At 44.9% G+C, this 16,444-nt stretch carries 13 protein-coding genes, 1 tRNA gene and 1 pseudogene; 12 read left to right on the forward strand and 3 right to left on the reverse strand.

Translation table 11 applies throughout. From position 1 onward, the window contains the following. On the forward strand, positions 1 to 1,185 hold a 1,185-nt coding region (gene xylB / locus GT674_RS15410), incomplete at its 5' end, for a xylulokinase (RefSeq protein ID WP_161286496.1). A 61-nt stretch (positions 1,186 to 1,246) separates the two neighbouring features. On the opposite strand, the gene GT674_RS15415 is transcribed toward xylB, so the two are convergent. Continuing rightward, a complete protein-coding gene (locus tag GT674_RS15415; protein ID WP_161286497.1) occupies positions 1,247 to 2,959 on the reverse strand; it encodes an ABC-ATPase domain-containing protein in 1,713 nt (570 codons plus the stop codon). A gap of 299 nt (positions 2,960 to 3,258) precedes the next feature. On the opposite strand from GT674_RS15415, the gene GT674_RS15420 reads away from it, so the two are divergent. The 5 genes from GT674_RS15420 to GT674_RS15440 all read left to right on the forward strand — a co-directional run bounded on the left by GT674_RS15420 (position 3,259) and on the right by GT674_RS15440 (position 9,527). Beyond that, positions 3,259 to 4,650, forward strand: coding sequence for an aminopeptidase (locus GT674_RS15420; RefSeq protein ID WP_161286498.1), 1,392 nt, complete (start codon positions 3,259 to 3,261; stop codon positions 4,648 to 4,650). 83 nt (positions 4,651 to 4,733) lie between these two features. After that, complete coding sequence (locus tag GT674_RS15425; RefSeq protein ID WP_161286499.1) at positions 4,734 to 5,450, forward strand: ABC transporter ATP-binding protein; 717 nt, start codon at positions 4,734 to 4,736, stop codon at positions 5,448 to 5,450. Continuing rightward, positions 5,447 to 7,258, forward strand: coding sequence for an efflux RND transporter periplasmic adaptor subunit (locus GT674_RS15430; RefSeq protein ID WP_161286500.1), 1,812 nt, complete (start codon positions 5,447 to 5,449; stop codon positions 7,256 to 7,258). The genes GT674_RS15425 and GT674_RS15430 overlap by 4 nt, the downstream gene beginning before the upstream one ends. Further along, complete coding sequence (locus GT674_RS15435; protein WP_161286502.1) at positions 7,258 to 8,490, forward strand: ABC transporter permease; 1,233 nt, start codon at positions 7,258 to 7,260, stop codon at positions 8,488 to 8,490. Before GT674_RS15430 ends, GT674_RS15435 begins: the two co-directional genes overlap by 1 nt. A gap of 128 nt (positions 8,491 to 8,618) precedes the next feature. Further along, positions 8,619 to 9,527: a hypothetical protein gene (locus GT674_RS15440; RefSeq protein ID WP_161286503.1), complete on the forward strand. Its 909-nt coding sequence runs from the start codon at positions 8,619 to 8,621 to the stop codon at positions 9,525 to 9,527. A 115-nt stretch (positions 9,528 to 9,642) separates the two neighbouring features. Here GT674_RS15440 and sdaAA read toward each other — a convergent pair whose 3' ends face one another. Both sdaAA and sdaAB read right to left on the reverse strand, forming a co-directional pair. Then, positions 9,643 to 10,512, reverse strand: a complete 870-nt coding sequence (gene sdaAA, locus GT674_RS15445) for an L-serine ammonia-lyase, iron-sulfur-dependent, subunit alpha (RefSeq protein WP_161286505.1) — start codon at positions 10,510 to 10,512, stop codon at positions 9,643 to 9,645. A gap of 17 nt (positions 10,513 to 10,529) precedes the next feature. Further along, positions 10,530 to 11,198, reverse strand: coding sequence for an L-serine ammonia-lyase, iron-sulfur-dependent subunit beta (gene sdaAB / locus GT674_RS15450; protein ID WP_161286506.1), 669 nt, complete (start codon positions 11,196 to 11,198; stop codon positions 10,530 to 10,532). 185 nt (positions 11,199 to 11,383) lie between these two features. Between sdaAB and GT674_RS15455 the strand changes: the two genes are divergently transcribed. From GT674_RS15455 to GT674_RS15480, 6 genes and pseudogenes are all read left to right on the forward strand, one after another. Beyond that, a tRNA-Arg gene (locus tag GT674_RS15455) sits at positions 11,384 to 11,457 on the forward strand. 309 nt (positions 11,458 to 11,766) lie between these two features. After that, entirely contained in the window at positions 11,767 to 12,426 is a 660-nt protein-coding gene (locus GT674_RS15460) for a response regulator transcription factor (protein WP_161286508.1), read from the forward strand. Between the two features lie 2 nt (positions 12,427 to 12,428). Then, positions 12,429 to 13,688, forward strand: coding sequence for a sensor histidine kinase (locus GT674_RS15465; RefSeq protein WP_161286510.1), 1,260 nt, complete (start codon positions 12,429 to 12,431; stop codon positions 13,686 to 13,688). A 110-nt stretch (positions 13,689 to 13,798) separates the two neighbouring features. Further along, positions 13,799 to 15,172, forward strand: coding sequence for a DUF6034 family protein (locus tag GT674_RS15470; RefSeq protein ID WP_161286511.1), 1,374 nt, complete (start codon positions 13,799 to 13,801; stop codon positions 15,170 to 15,172). 136 nt (positions 15,173 to 15,308) lie between these two features. Beyond that, positions 15,309 to 15,731, forward strand: a complete 423-nt coding sequence (tnpA, locus tag GT674_RS15475; protein WP_161286514.1) for an IS200/IS605 family transposase — start codon at positions 15,309 to 15,311, stop codon at positions 15,729 to 15,731. 242 nt (positions 15,732 to 15,973) lie between these two features. Then, positions 15,974 to 16,444, forward strand: a pseudogene (locus tag GT674_RS15480) (RNA-guided endonuclease InsQ/TnpB family protein); the annotation flags it as partial.

Raw genomic sequence — 16,444 nt, forward strand, 5'->3', positions numbered from 1 at the left:
CGCCCGGCAATCCTCTGGAATGATGGACGTTCCCAGAAAGAAACAGAATATCTCAACAACGAGATCGGTAAAGAGAAACTGTCTGCATATACAGCAAACATTGCTTTTGCAGGTTTTACAGCTCCGAAGATCCTGTGGATGAAGAAAAATGAGCCGGAGAAATTTGCAAAAATTGCCAAGATCATGCTTCCGAAAGACTATCTTGCTTACAGACTTTCCGGATCTTTCTGCACAGATGTTTCTGACGCATCCGGTATGCTCCTTCTTGATGTAAAGAACCGCTGTTGGTCCAGGGAAATGATGGAGATTTGCGACGTAAGAGAAGAACAGCTTCCGAAACTGTATGAGAGCTGGGAAGTGGTCGGAACGCTGAAGCCGGAAGTGGCAGCGGAACTCGGATTTTCTGCCGATGTCAAAGTTGTGGCAGGTGCCGGAGATAATGCAGCAGCTGCGGTCGGAACAGGAACCGTTGGTGACGGACAGTGCAATATTTCTCTTGGAACGTCAGGAACCATTTTTATCTCCAGCAAGAACTTCGGCGTTGATGAGAATAACGCACTGCATTCTTTCTGCCATGCAGATGGAAGCTATCATCTGATGGGCTGTATGTTAAGTGCGGCATCCTGCAACAAATGGTGGGCAGAAGAAATCCTTCAGACCAAGGATTTTGCAGCAGAACAGGCTCCGATCGAGAAGCTTGGTGAAAATCATGTATTCTTCCTTCCGTACCTGATGGGAGAGCGGTCACCGCACAACAATCCGGACGCAAGAGGTGTGTTCTTTGGAATGTCCATGGACACCACAAGAGCTGACATGACACAGGCTGTTCTGGAAGGTGTGGCTTTCGGACTTCGTGATTCTCTGGAAGTAGCAAGAAAACTCGGCATTAAGATCGAACGAACCAAGATCTGTGGTGGCGGTGCGAAGAGTCCGCTTTGGAAAAAGATCATCGCAAATGTGATGAACCTTAAAGTAGATGTCCTTGAAGTTGAGGAAGGCCCGTCCATGGGCGGAGCCATGCTGGCAGCCGTAGGATGCGGAGCATATCTGGATGTTGAGACCATCGGAAAGAAGATGGCTCACGTAGTAGACACCGTTGAGCCGGAAGAAGAACTAGTGGCGAAATATGAAGAATGTTACCAGAGATTTAGAAAGTTATATCCTACATTAACCCCCTTATTTTAATAAAAAAAGATACCTGGAAATTATGATGCATGATTTCCGGGTATCTTTTTTGAGTTGTTTATTATCTCCGATAACGATTAAAACAGGAATAGATTTCCTGGAGTCTTGGCATGGCATAGCCACAGGAAATATAAGAGCCTCCGGACAGGAAGGAGAGTCCGTTCTGCTCAAGCTGTCCGGAAAGAATTTCAATGATGTCTGCGACAGTGCGGCAGTCATCGGCAAGCTTTTCGATGGCATATTTGAGAAGCAGTCCAAGTGCTGCTGTCTGCTCCGGATCAATCAGCTGCTCCACGTAGCGGAGATCTACATCCTGTTTTCCAATCAGGAATCCATCTTTTCCATGTACTTTTATTTTGAGCTGTTCCGGGCGGCCGGCATTTCTTCCGTGTGAGCGGATGCAAGGAGCCTGCTTTTTCATGATGCGATGACTTGCCGGAAAGGCAAAGGCTGATGCTTTGACAGGATTCAGAGGATACTTTCCACATAATGCCCTGACTTTCTCGGAGATATCCACAGGATGATAGGAATCCATCTGGATAATCGTGTCTGCAATGTGGAAAAATGCTCCGGAGCTTCCGGCTACGAGGATTGTGGATATCCCGGCCTTTTTATAGAGATCTTCGGCACGTTCAAGAAATGGGGTAATTGGTTCTTTTTCTCTGGATATCACTTCCTGCATGAAAGTATCACGCACCATGAAATTTGTGGCAGACGTATCTTCGTCCAGCAGGAAAACTCTGCTTCCAGCCTCCATTCCTTCTACGATGCCAGCCGCCTGGGAGGTGCTTCCACTGGCGTCTTCTGTAGAAAAACAACGAGTGTCTTTCTTATTCGGAAGATCATTGATGAACAGAGAAATATCTACATCCTTAATAAAACGTCCGTCTTCGGAGCGAAGTTTCAGCGCGGTATCGTCGGTGATGACATATTCGCGGCCGTCACCGGAAATATGATTATATACACCGAGTTCTAGAGCATTCAGAAGCGTAGATTTGCCATGGTAGCCGCCGCCCACGATTAGGGTAATGCCGCGCGGGATTCCCATGCCGGAGATTTCTCCCTTATGCGGAAGAGTCATGGTGACACGCAGAGATTCCGGGGAAATAAAAGGGACGGAATCTTTCATTGGACGGGAAGAAATCCCGCTTTCTCTCGGAAGAATGGAGCCGTCAGCGACAAAGGCGACAAGATTTCCTGAAGAGAGCTGCTTTCGGATACAGGTCTGATCTTCAGCAAGAAAAATAGCATCTTCCAATTCTTTATGGTTTGTATTTTTGTAGAGAAAGGCCTTCTGTACACAGACCGGAAGAAAATCAAAGAGAATCTTTTCCAGTTCAGTGGCGTTGATCGTTCTTCCGTTTGCCGGAAATCCGATAAAGAAACGGGCGATGATTTCTTTTTCTGTGATCTCACAGGCGGTACGTTTGAGAACTTCCTGTCCGCAGTGACTGATGGAGATCAGGCCACTTTTGCCGGAGCCTTTTGCACGGAAGGTATAGTGGACGATCTGTTTTTCAAACTGTCTGGTGAGATAGTCGGAAAGGGTCATGCTGGTGACGGAATCTTTATAATATTCTTTTGGAAAACCTGCTGTTTTGTGCGGAATCCGGATACTGATGTGAGAGGGAGAGGCAAAAGGGTCTCCCTGTACATGGTCAATGGAGAGAATATAATTATTGAACTGATAGCTGCCTTTCAGAGCTTTGTAGGCAGGGTAGCTTTTTTTGTGGACAGAATGTAAAAGATTCTGCAGATCGGTGGATTGCTGCATAGATGACCTCCATAGATAAGATAATAATTTATAACTGTGAGGGTACTGAACAGTTACAATAATCTTATTGTAATGACACACAGGAATTTTTCAAGAAAAAACTGTAAAAAATAAGGAATAAGTGAGGTACTTGTAACGGTTCACAGATGATATGTTGCTGTAAACAGTTACGGTGATATCTTATTTTTTGATTAAGAATCGCGAGGATTGTAGAAATATACAGAAGTTTGTTCTATAATGGGGAAGATATCTGTATCCTTAGATACAGTAAACAATTAATCGAAAGGTGGTTATATATAATGGAAAGAAAGAACGCATGGCTTTCCTACGGGGAAGCAGATGAAACAGCAATGGAGAAACTCGCGAAGGATTACCGTGCATTCCTGGATGCAGGCAAGACGGAACGTGAATGTGTCACAGAGCTTGTCAGAGAGGCAGAAGCCAATGGTTATGTAAATCTTGAGACAAAGCTGGCAGCAGGAGAGAAGATCCAGCCAGGTGACAAAGTATATGCAGTTGGTATGAAGAAGGTCATGGCTCTGTTCCATGTAGGTCAGGAGCCGCTGGAAAAAGGTATGAACATTCTTGGTGCGCATATTGACTCTCCACGTCTTGATGTGAAGCAGAATCCTTTATATGAAGATACAGATCTGGCATATCTTGATACGCACTACTACGGAGGTGTCAAGAAATACCAGTGGGTAGCAATTCCACTTGCAATCCATGGTGTGATCGTCAAAAAAGACGGAAGCGTAGTTGATGTGGTTATCGGTGAAGATGAAAATGATCCGATCGTATACATCACAGACCTTCTGATCCATCTTGCAGGCAAACAGCTGCAGAAAAAAGCTGCTGAGGTTATCGAGGGAGAAAACCTTGACATTCTGATCGGAAGCAGACCGCTCAATGAGAGTACAGATGAGAAGCAGAAAGAAGCGGTGAAATCCAATGTTCTTCGTATCCTCAAAGAGAAATACGATGTAGAGGAAGAAGATTTCCTTTCAGCAGAACTGGAAATCGTTCCGGCAGGAAAGGCACGTGACTGCGGACTTGACAGAAGTATGGTAGCAGCTTACGGACAGGATGACCGTGTCTGCGCTTATACCTCCTTTGTGGCAATGATGGAAATGGAAGCACCGAAACGCACAAGCTGCTGTCTGCTGACAGATAAGGAAGAGATCGGAAGTGTCGGAGCGACCGGAATGCAGTCCAGATTCTTTGAGAATACAGTGGCAGAGCTTCTTGAGGGTATGGGATGCTACTCTGACCTGGTACTCAGAAGAACTCTTCGCAACTGCAGCATGCTTTCCTCTGATGTAAGTGCAGGATACGATCCGGCTTACGGCGAATGCTTCGAGAAAAAGAATTCTGCATATCTCGGAAGAGGTATCGTACTGAATAAATTTACAGGAGCAAGAGGAAAATCCGGTTCCAATGATGCAAATGCAGAATATGTGGCAAAAGTCCGCAAAATCTTTGACGACAATCAGGTTGCATTCCAGACAGCGGAACTTGGCAAGGTTGATGTCGGCGGCGGCGGAACCATCGCATACATCGCAGCTCTTTACGGAATGAACGTGATCGACAGCGGTGTATCTGTGCTCAGCATGCATGCTCCGTGGGAGGTAACAAGCAAAGCAGATATTTATGAAGCAAAGAAAGCATACAAGGCATTTTTGCTTGACGCGTAACTAAACAGAAAACCGGGGGATCGAAAACAGACGGAACAGTACACGACAACAGGCTCAAGGAGAGCCACAACAGAGGAGATTTTATGGATAATGATATTCTGATCAAAGTAGAGGACTTATGCAAAATTTATAATCCCGGAGAAAACGAAGTGCGAGCTCTGGATCATGTGAGCCTGGAGATCAAAAAGGGTGAGTTGGTGGCAATCATCGGTCAGTCTGGTTCAGGTAAATCTACATTTATGAACATGCTTGGCTGTCTGGATGTTCCGACATCCGGCAGATATTATCTGAATGGGACGGATGTGTCCGAAATGACGGACAATGAGCTTTCTGAAGTGAGGAATCGAGAGATAGGTTTTATTTTTCAGGGATTTAATCTGATTCCAAACCTGAATGCGATAGAGAATGTAGAACTTCCGCTGATCTACAGAGGTGTTGATAAGAAAACAAGACATCAGCTTGCGGTCGATTCTCTGAAGCTGGTTGGACTTGAGAAACGTATGGATCATAAACCGAGTGAAATGTCCGGCGGACAGCAGCAGAGGGTGGCGATTGCCAGAGCGATCGCTGCACAGCCGCCGGTGATCCTTGCAGATGAGCCGACCGGAAATCTGGACTCTGCATCCAGCAGAGAGATTCTTGCAATTCTCAAGAAGATGCACAAATCAGGAAGGACTGTGATACTGATCACGCATGATAACGGAATTGCTGCACAGGCACGGCGTGTAGTCCGGATCATGGATGGAAAAATAGAGTCTGATACGATAAATGAGGATTTTGATCAGGAGGTAGAAGCGTGAAGAAGAAAAAATCCAGAAAAAAACTGCTGATCGGTGCAGGTGTGCTGATTGTTGTGGCTGTTGGAGGCGTCTCTGCCTTTGGCAAAATGTCCTCCGGTGAAGAGATGGTTCCTCAGGTTGAGGTTGTAAAGGCTGAGATCGGCGATGTGCAGCAGACTGTGGAAGCAAGCGGAACTGTGGTAAGCGAGGAATCCAAAACTTATTTTTCGCCGGTGAATGCCAGAGTAGATAAAGTTGATTTCAAGGAAGGCGATATAGTCAAAGCCGGCACAGAGCTGGTGGCTTTTGACAGGAAAGACCTTGAGAGAGAAGAGAAAAAGGCGGAACTGAATGTAGAGTCCGGAAAACTGGATATGCAGAACACACTCAATAAATCAGACAAAGCAGTTCAGAAGCAGAAGGATGCACAGGGAAATGCGGCAAGTCTTAAACAGCAGGTAGCGGCACAGGAGGATTATGTGGCAAGTCTTAAGGCTCAGATATCGCAGGTGACAGCAAATGCTCAGGTGCAGGCGGCTGCAGAAGCAGCAGATAAGGCTGCCCGTGAAAAAGCTGCCCAGGAGGCGGCCAGGCAGAAACTCCAGCAGGAGTACAATGCAGATCTCAGTACATATCAGACCAGGACACTTCCGGAATATCAGAATAAGCTGAATGAACTCAACAATGAGATGAATCAGGCTCTTCTGGAATATAATCAGGCTGAAAGTGAATATCAGATGGCTTTTCAGACATGGTCCGCAGATCAGAGCGATGAAAACGCAGAAGCTCTTTCTGTTTCGGAGCAGCTTCGAAGTGAGTCACAGATTGGCTATCAGGAGGCAAAAAGTGCCTATGAGGATTATAAGACACAGAAACCGGCAGCACCGGTATTATCCGATTATACAGGAGAAAGTTCAGCGGTTGTTTCGGATGGGACAGCAGGAGCAGATTTTTCGTCTGATTCCTCGGACAGTACAGCTGTAGCAGTGCCAGCAGATACTTCCGCACTGGAATCTGCCCTGGAAAAGGCAAGCAGTGATCTGGCTGAACTTCAGTCCCGCCTGGCAAGTGAGCAGGCAGCAGCGGAGACAGATCCGGGAGCTGTGACAGAAGAAGAAAAGAAAAAAATGGAACTCACCAACAATCTGTCAGAATTGGATCAGATGTCAGCAGAAGAACTTGTAGAGGCAGCAAAGAAGGGAATCTGTGCAGATTTTAACGGAGTGGTGACTAAGGTATCTGTAGTAGAAGGAGCGACAACAGCACTGGGAACAGAGTTGTTTACTCTTCAGAATACAGATAAAGTGGATGTGACTGTAAATATCTCCAAGTATGACTATGATAAGGTGAAGGAAGGCCAGAGTGCACAGATCACCCTTGCAGGAAAGACATACGAAGGCGAAGTGATAAAGATCAGTCATGCCGCAACGCAGAATGAAAAGGGTGCTTCTCTGATCGCAGCAGATGTCCGTATCAAAAATCCGGACGAAAATATTTTTCTCGGAGTGGATGCAAAAGTAACGATCCAGGCTCAGAACGCCGAGAATGTTGTTGTTCTGCCATCCGAAGTGGTAAATATTGGCAAAAACGGTTCTTTCTGTTATGTCCTCAAGGACGGAGTGATCACCAGAAAAGATATTACTACAGGTGTAAGCTCTGATGACTATGTAGAAGTAACAGAGGGGATTGAGGCCGATGAGCAGGTGATCCGTGATATTGGTTCCCTGCAGGAAGGAATGACTGTGCAGGCAGTGGAGAGTAATGCGGCAGGAACAGAAGAAGGACTTTCAGCAGATACAGAAGATATAGTTACAGAAGAAGGTGTCTGATGAGCGGACTGTATGAATATATAAAAATGGCGGTTCAGAATATCCGGGCAAACAAGGGACGTTCTTTTCTTACCATGCTTGGTATCATTATCGGTATTGCCTCTGTTATCGCGATCGTTTCCATCGGTGAGGGAACCAAGAATCAGATGAACAGTGAGATTGACGGAATCGGCGGCGGACAGATCTATATCAGTATAAGCAATGATGCCATGACAGAAGGAGAGTGGATCACTCCCGACGATGTACAGGAGGTACGCCAGCTGGATGCGGTAGAGGGTATCAGTGTCTCCAACAGTTATGACGGTGAAACTGTAACAGGGAAAGGAACATTTACGATTAGTCTGACCGGTGAAGGACCGGATGCCAAAATGGTCAATAACTCTGAAATGAAATATGGAAATTATTTTGGAGAACAGGAGATAGAGGAAGGCAAAAATGTCTGTGTGATCTCTGATTCCGATGCCAAAAGACTGTTTGGTACAGATGATGTGGTCGGAATGAGCCTTGATGTCACCTGCTATGATTCATCGAAATCGTTTCGCATTATGGGAGTTACCACGCAGAAAGAAAACGGCACCTTTGTCAGCTATACCTATGATGGAATGCCGGTTACGGTGAATATCCCCTACTCAGCTATGGATGATCTTGTGACAGGTGCGGATGAGTTTTATTCGATTACTGCTCAGGCAGATAAGACGCTGGATTCTCAGATGATCGCAGATCAGATCGTCCATATTCTGGAAAAACGCCACCAGTGTGCCGGGGAAGAATATTTTCAGGTTCAGAGCTTTCAGGATGTCATGAAGTCGATGAATGAAATGCTTGGTATGGTGACTGCTTTTATTTCCTTTGTCGCAGGCATTTCGCTGCTTGTCGGTGGTATTGGCGTTATGAATATCATGCTTGTCTCTGTCACAGAGAGAACCAGGGAGATTGGTATCCGTAAATCTCTCGGAGCAAAGACAGCTTCTATTATGATGCAGTTCCTTGCGGAAGCTGCGATCCTGACGGTGATCGGAGGTCTGATCGGAATTCTGCTTGGTATACTGGCTGCTTATGGAATCTGTACGATCATGAGCAGCAGTATGGGAATGGCGATCACACCGGGGATCAGTCCGACAGTGGTTATGGCGGCAACATTGTTTTCCTGTGCGGTAGGCGTCTTTTTTGGCATCTATCCGGCAAAAAAAGCTGCAAAACTCAGTCCGATCGAGGCACTGAGACGAAACTGAAGAAGTTTCAGAGTTCATAAAAACTCCTTATTTCCATCACATAAGTGTCACAATTTCGACCTATATTGTTAGCTGTAAGCAACAGAAAGAAAAATCAAAATGGAAATAGAAGAGAGGACTTGATTTTTATGAAACGTAAATATGCAGCTATGGTATTAGGACTGACACTGGCACTGACTTCAATGAATATGGCATATGCAGCAGATAAGGATACAGATACTGCACAGACAACAGAGGCAGCAACTGAGGATGAAAATGCAGCTGCATCTGCAGATGCAGCAGATGAGACTGCTTCCCAGGAAGTCTATGGTGAAGTTACAGAAGTAGGAGAGGACAGCATTACGATCAATGTTGGTACCTTAAAAGAAGGCCAGGCTCCGGATGGTGAGAAACCGGACGATGCAAAAGATGCCAAAGACGAAAAGGCTGATGACTCCAAAGATGAGAAAACAGATGATTCCAAGGACGAAAAGGCTGATGACTCTAAAGACGAGAAAGCCGATGATTCCAGCGATGCGGAATCAGCAGATGCAGCCTCTGAAGATAAAGGAGAAGTGCCTTCCATGCTGGATCTGACAGGAGAATCTCAGACAATTAAAGTAACAGACACAACTACCTACGAAAAAGAAGCACAGCCTGAGAAACCAGAAGAAGCACCGGCAGCAGATGAGGCGCAGAAAGCCGATGATTCCAAGGACGCTGACAGTACAGATGAGAAATCAGATGATACTGAAAAAACAGATGATGCAGAGGCAGCAGACGAAAATGCCGAAGCAACAGATGACAGCGCAGATAAGGATGACGCAAAAGCACCGGAAATGAAGACAGAAGCCATTGCATTCTCTGATCTGAAGGTTGGTGATACCATCAAGGTTACTCTGGATAAAGATGGAAATGCAGCAGCAGTTGTTGTAATAAGTGCAGATGCACCGGAAGCAAAGGATGAAGCAGCACAGACAGAGGATAAGAAAGATGATGCATCCAAAGACGACAGTGCAGCAGCAGAAACAACAGATGACAGTGCAGATGCTGAATGATCACAAATCAAAATGCAGCGTACAACCATTGACATAGAATCCGTATAAAGATAAAAGACAGAGAAATGACCGGTAGAGATTCCGGTCATTTTTCTGTCTGTAGATAATTCTGTTTTTATTCGCACATATGACAGGCCTCGCAGGCAGAAGGGGCAGCTGCACAGCCGCCAAGTGCAGTCTCTCGCAGCTCCGCAGGGAGTTTTCTGCCTACGGTGTACATGATCGTGATCATTTCATCGAGAGGGATAAGCTGTGTGATGCCTGCAAGAGCCATCTCAGCAGCGACCAGGGCGATGGAAACACCGGAAGCATTGCGGTTCTGGCAGGGATATTCTACCAGTCCGCCAACCGGGTCACATACGAGTCCGAGCATATTCATAAGGACTGTGGAAGCAGCATAGGTACACTGCAGTGGAGTGCCTCCCATCAGTTCTGTGGCAGCGGAGGCAGCCATGGCAGCCGCAACACCTGTTTCTGCCTGGCAGCCACCTACAGCACCGGCAACAGTTGCATTTCGCATGGCAAGATATCCGATTGCTCCGGCATTAAAAAGAACTTTTTCTGTTTCTTCATCAGAAAAATGATAAATTTCCTGAAGGGCAAGGAGAAGGCCGGGAACAATACCGGCAGAACCGGCAGTAGGTGAGGCTACGATCAGTCCCATGGAAGCGTTGGTCTCCAGAGTTGCCATTGCGTAGGTGATTGCTTTTTCGAGCACATCTCCGCAGATTCCTTTCCCGGAGGCAAGATGTTCGGAGAGTTTCTGTGCCTCTCCGCCGATCAGTCCGCCCATAGATTTTACAGGAGATTTTATCGGGGAAAAGGCAGCATCTTTCATAATTTCGAGAACACGCTTCATTTGTGAATCGACGGAGTCAGCAGTTGATTCGCCGACAGTAATTTCCCGCTGACGCATAATCTCGGAAATTGGAAGCTGATGTTCTTCGCAGAGTGCCAGAAGCTCCTGTGCATTTCTAAAATCCATAATAAAAATCTCCCTTCTTACATCTGAACGATCATGACTTCATGAATATTTATATTCTGGCGGATCGTGTCTCCAATGTCTTCCGGAAGCTGTCCGTCGGATTCTACGATCGTATAGGCAATCTCACCCTTGGATTCACGAAAAAGACGCATAAAAGCAATATTTACGTTTCGATCACTGAGGCATTTAGTGATATATGCGATGACGCCCGGTTTGTCCTGATGGATTACGATCACAGCACTGTAGTCTCCGGTGAAATCCACCTGCACAGAGTTGATCCTTACGATACGGACCTTGCCTCCACCCAGAGATTCACCGCGCACCGTCATTTCCTGGCCTTTTTCATTTACCATATGAATATCCACCGTGTTGGGGTGAAGGTCTGTTTCCACTTCATTCGGTGTAAAAGTAAATTCGAGCCCTTTTTTTTCTGCAATTTCAAAGGAGTTTCGGATACGCATATCGTCGGTGGAAAATCCCATGATACCGCCGAGAAGTGCACGGTCGGTACCATGTCCCTTATAAGTTCTGGAAAAAGAACCATACAGTGTGAAGTCAACTTTTTTCAGTGGACCATGGATCATTTTCTGTGCGAGAAAACCGATGCGGGTAGCACCGGCTGTGTGGGAACTGGAAGGACCAATCATATTTGGTCCCATTACATCAAATACGCTGATAAAAGACATGTCGGATCTCCTGTATCTATAATATTTGTGATAGGAATACGTCTCTGATTCCCTGTGATTTTATTGTATCATGAAAATAAAAATAAAAAAATAAAATTTTTTTAAAAAAGGTGTTGACAAAAGAGCATTTATAATATAGAATACATTTTGTTGTGAGCGACAAGTACTCACAAAACAAAAGAGATGTGCGTTTAGCTCAGCTGGATAGAGCGTTTGGCTACGGACCAAAAGGTCGGGGGTTCGAATCCTCTAACGCACGCTAATAAAAAATAAGACACAGCGTTAAGCTGTGTCTTATTTTTTGTTCGAGTCCGGGTCGGACTCGAACGGGTTCGATCTTCGCTCCGCTTCGGTCGTTGCTAAACGCGTGCCACTGGCACGCAGCAACCTCTAACGCACGTTATGGCGAAAAGTCGGAAACTTTGAAAAATCAATGGTTTCCGGCTTTTTTGTGATTCATTGGCATTAGCAAATGTACAGATGCATAAGGAATAAGATATCCATACATATAGACGTGAGATATAAAAAAAGCTATACTGTAGAAAAAGTACCAGAGGTGGCAGCAGGAATGAAGAATAAAATTTTGGTAATCGAGGACGACCGTGCAATTTCAGAATTGTTGTGCATGAATCTGGAAGCGGCAGGATATGAGACTGTGGCAGTTTATGATGGGGAAGAAGCCCAGCGGCTGCTCTTATGGCATGAGGATGCAGATATGGCAGTGGTGGATATTATGCTGCCGGGAAAAAACGGGTTTGCACTGATGGAGGATTTTAAAAAGAAGGAGCTTCCGGTGTTCTATCTGACTGCAAAGGATGATGTGGCTTCCAAGGTGAAGGGATTAAAGTTGGGTGCGGAAGATTATATGGTAAAACCTTTTGAGATGCTAGAACTTCTGGTACGCATTGAGAAGGTGCTGGAGAGGACGGGACGGGCAAAGAAAGTCTTAACGGTCCGGAACATCCTAGTGGACATGCAAAGCCATCAGGTCTACAAAGACGGGCTTCCGGTAAGCCTAAAGCCAATGGAATATGACCTCTTTGTGCTGCTCCTGCAAAATAAGAACATTGCGCTTGGAAGGGAAGAACTGTTAAAACGGGTCTGGGGAGAAAACTACCTGGGGGAAAGCAGGACGGTGGATGTCCATATCGGACAGCTCAGAAAAAAACTGGAACTTTATGATGAGATCAAGACGATCCCGAAGCTTGGATACCGTCTGGAGGAATAAGTATGAAGCTGTGGAAACGGACAGTACTTCTTATGTTGGTAACCTTATTGTGCGCGTTGATCCCGGTGGGTGCATTAAGCATTTATGTCACAGGAAAACGAAGCCTCAATAATGCCGCAGAGACCTACGGAAGACAGCTGGAAAATGGCAAGATACTCCTGGAACAATTTTGGGACAACAGCAAATATGAGCAGATGTCAGAGACTGGAAAGAAGGCCTATATGGGATTTCAATTTCAACGATGCTGTGGGTCCGGCATGGCGCTGATCGATAAGAAAAGTAGTACCGCTATTGAAAACCTGACAGATTATGAAGTGGTTGGGATTGAAAATCTGGGCCTGAAGAATGAAAAAGATCCATATGCCTACAAGATACAGAAACTGGGGAAGAAATACCTTCTTCTTCAAAAAGTAGCTTTATCTAAACCAGAAGGATACGAAGTCCTCTCCGTCCGGGAAGTCACAGGACTCTTCACAGAGCTGAGGCAGACCGCTGTCTGGTTTGCCGGAATCTATCTGGCAGTGTTTCTGATGGCAGGATTTTTTATTTATATGATGATGAAAAGAACCGTGGAACGGATGGAGAAACTGCAGGAAGTGGCGGAGAAACAGGAACTGCTCATGGGGGCACTTTCCCATGAAATGCGTACCCCGTTAACGTCCATTATCGGATATTCGGATACCCTGCGACATGTAAAGCTGAAAGACGAACAGAAAGAACGGGCACTGGAACATATCAACCGGGAGGGAAAACGTCTGGAGGCTCTTTCGGGGAAAATGCTGCAGCTGCTGGGTCTTTATCAGAACCATGCCATACAGATGGAAATGACTCCAGCAGGTGACCTTTTAAAACAAGTCATTGATATGGAAAAGGAACAGGCAGAGAAGAAAAATGTGCAGCTGAAGATGGAATATGAAGCATTTCTCATGAAGATGGATCCTGCCTTGATGGAAAGCCTTCTGGTAAACATGATTGACAATGCGCTAAAGGCTACGGATACAGGTGGGAGTATTCTGGTAAAAGCATATGAAACATCCGGAAAAAAGATTTTTGAGGTGTCCGACACCGGAATGGGGATTCCGGAAGAAGAACTGGGAAAGATTACAGATGCGTTTTATATGGTGGATAAGTCACGAAGCCGAAAAGAAGGCGGATCCGGACTTGGGCTGGCACTCTGTGTGAAGGTGGCAGAGATCCATGGCGGATTCCTGAAGATCGAAAGCCAGCCAGGAGAGGGGACAACGGTAAGAGCTGTCTTCTGATTTACAAGTTGTTTACATTTTGATGAATACATTGAAAAGGCAATATGGTACTCTTTTCTCATAAGAAGAGGGTACCTTTTTTAATACCGAAAGAAAAGGATGGAAAAAGGATGAAGAAAATAAAAATGTTTATGGGAGCCGTTCTGTGTATGAATCTTTTGACATTATCCGGGTGTGACCGTGTTGTCCAGTCTGCTGTTGTGGAAGAAAAGGATCAGACAGAACAGAAAAAAGAAGAGAAAAAGGAAACAGTTCAGAAAACCGTTGCAGAACAGGTAGAGGCACCGGAAACATACCAGACAACGCTCCAGGCAGATCTAAGATCAGCGAACCGGGAGGATAAAGAAACCCCGATGAAATTTACCCTGACAGCGGATGCACCGGTAAAAGTGCCGGATGTAGATGCAATCTGTTTAAAAAAAGTAAAAAGATTGGCGATTCCTGAAGAAGAACAGAATAAAATAAAAGACACATTCGGAAAAGGACAGCCCATGCAGGAAGAGAAGAAGGAGAACGAACAGGCGGGGACGTATACAGTAGATGGACTGACCTATCGGTATTCTTATGTACAGAGCGAGCAGGTATCGGATGTGGAGGAACTTGGATTTCAGATAGCGAAGTTTAGCTTTGACGATTGTGGGGACATGACCCTGGCATCAAGTGAGAAAAAAGAAAGGGAAGAACGCTTTCAAAATTATATAAAGGCAGGAAGCGGGAAAGTGCCTGAAAAGGAAGCAAAGGAGAAGGTTTCAGGTCTTGTGTCCGGAGACTGGGAGATATTTGAAAGTTCTTCAAAAGCACTTACTGAAGGAAGCACTACCCTGGAAAAAGATGACTTCATTTTTGAACGGATGATAGACGGGGTTCCGGTTAATTATGTAAGGGAAACCTCTCTGCCTGTTAATGAGCAGGCTCTTGAATGGGAAAATGAGGACGGAACACTTCATGAAGGACAATCTGAAGGATGGGAAAATGAAGTACTGACGATGGACTTTTGCAGTGGGACACTTCAGAGTTTTTTGCACAGAAATCCCATAGAAGCATCGAATGCTTCCGATGAGAGGCTGTTTTTACTTCCTTTTGATGAGGTCAAGGATATCTTTGAAAAAACGATCACTTTGCAGGTCATGACAGAAGACAAGAATCGGATGATCGCTGTCGATGGAGGAAGCAACTACCGTTATCCGTCCATTGATGCACAGAGCGCGGAGATAACCATAACAAAGGTACAGCTGGGTTATATGCGCATGCCAGACAGTGAAGGCAGCGATACTGAAGCAGTCCTGATCCCGGTGTGGGATTTTTATGGAACATGGACATCCGAAGAACCAGAGTATGAGTACGGAAATGGGGAGGATGGACTGGTTATGGGAGACGTGACGATGGATGATGCAGGTGTTTCACTTCTTACGATCGATGCACGCGATGGCAGCGTGATACAAAGAGTACAGGCTGGGTGGGCAGTTTTTACAGGAAACAACTAAATATTTATCCAATGTGTCGTAAAACCCCTTGCTTTAGCTATGGGGATATAAGACACTTCCATCGAATTTACGCATGTAATTGAAGATAGAACAAAAAGTTCTTGTATTAGAATTTGAAATAATATATAATACATATATGAATACTGTATATAAATCTAATAGCAATATAGTCTATTCTTGCAAATACCATGTTGTGTGGTGTCCTAAGTATAGACGCAAAATTTTAACAAATGGAATAGATACCCGATTAAAGGAACTTCTTTTTGAGTATGCTGCAAATATTTCTGTAGACATCATGGAAATGGAAATCATGCCAGACCATGTACACATACTCATGGAGGTAGAGCCTCAGTTCGGTATTCACAAAGCAGTCAAATCATTAAAAGGATATACTTCAAAAGTTTTGAGAGATGAATATCCGTCATTAAAAACAAGAATGCCGTCATTGTGGACCAACAGTTATTTTGTATCAACGGTTGGTGGTGCTCCGCTTGATGTAATCAAGCAGTATATCGAAAATCAGAAAACCTCGCAAAGACAAAAGGATAAACTGGGATAATGCAAAAAGGTATCAAATTTAGGAAAATAAGCGGGAATCCTCGGTAATTCAATTACCGAGATGAAAGTGCAGGATTGTGCGTATCCGCACAAAAAAATATAACAACAAAATTTATTTCATATATCTCCGGATTATTGTATGTGTTTTCAGAAGAAAGCAGGTCAGATCTGCGTTGAAAAGCAAGAGCATTTTGTGCTATGATATAAACATAATAAAAACTATCAATCAGAAGGAGAATGGAGATGCTGCTGTCACATAAAACATCCATAAAGATCAGTCAGGAATATTCCAATATCATAGGGCATATGTGTTATGCAGCATCTAAACTCTGGAATGTCTGCAACTATGAACGTCATCATTATAAAGAACTGGGACTGGAAAAGTATCCTGACTGGTATTATCAGAAAAAAGCACATAAAGGAAATCTGTGGTATAAACAGCTTCCGTCACAGACAGCACAGGAGACCTGCAAGCAGCTGGATAAAGCATGGAAATCTTTTTATATCCTGAAAAAGACCGGGGGAATCAAAGACCCAAATCCGCCCCGTTTTAAACAGGAGAATATACCGGTCACATACATGCAGATGGGGATCCGGCATGAGAAAGGATCAGACCAGCTGCGGCTGTCTCTGCCAAAGGATCTGAAAAACTACATGGAAGAAACATATGGGATCCATGAAAAATTTCTATATCTTGAAAATAAGATTTTCAGG

Origin of the sequence: Blautia sp. BIOML-A1, from assembly GCF_009883055.1 — a bacterium.
Taxonomy (GTDB): domain Bacteria; phylum Bacillota; class Clostridia; order Lachnospirales; family Lachnospiraceae; genus Blautia_A.

Excerpts from the sequence above, each read along its gene's own strand:
- GT674_RS15415 (WP_161286497.1), bottom strand. The coding sequence starts at position 2,959 with ATGCAGCAATCCACCGATCTGCAGAATCTTTTACATTCTGTCCACAAA.
- GT674_RS15420 (WP_161286498.1), top strand. The coding sequence starts at position 3,259 with ATGGAAAGAAAGAACGCATGGCTTTCCTACGGGGAAGCAGATGAAACA.
- GT674_RS15425 (WP_161286499.1), top strand. The coding sequence starts at position 4,734 with ATGGATAATGATATTCTGATCAAAGTAGAGGACTTATGCAAAATTTAT.
- GT674_RS15435 (WP_161286502.1), top strand. The coding sequence starts at position 7,258 with ATGAGCGGACTGTATGAATATATAAAAATGGCGGTTCAGAATATCCGG.
- GT674_RS15440 (WP_161286503.1), top strand. The coding sequence starts at position 8,619 with ATGAAACGTAAATATGCAGCTATGGTATTAGGACTGACACTGGCACTG.
- sdaAA (WP_161286505.1), bottom strand. The coding sequence starts at position 10,512 with ATGGATTTTAGAAATGCACAGGAGCTTCTGGCACTCTGCGAAGAACAT.
- sdaAB (WP_161286506.1), bottom strand. The coding sequence starts at position 11,198 with ATGTCTTTTATCAGCGTATTTGATGTAATGGGACCAAATATGATTGGT.
- GT674_RS15460 (WP_161286508.1), top strand. The coding sequence starts at position 11,767 with ATGAAGAATAAAATTTTGGTAATCGAGGACGACCGTGCAATTTCAGAA.
- GT674_RS15465 (WP_161286510.1), top strand. The coding sequence starts at position 12,429 with ATGAAGCTGTGGAAACGGACAGTACTTCTTATGTTGGTAACCTTATTG.
- GT674_RS15470 (WP_161286511.1), top strand. The coding sequence starts at position 13,799 with ATGAAGAAAATAAAAATGTTTATGGGAGCCGTTCTGTGTATGAATCTT.
- tnpA (WP_161286514.1), top strand. The coding sequence starts at position 15,309 with ATGAATACTGTATATAAATCTAATAGCAATATAGTCTATTCTTGCAAA.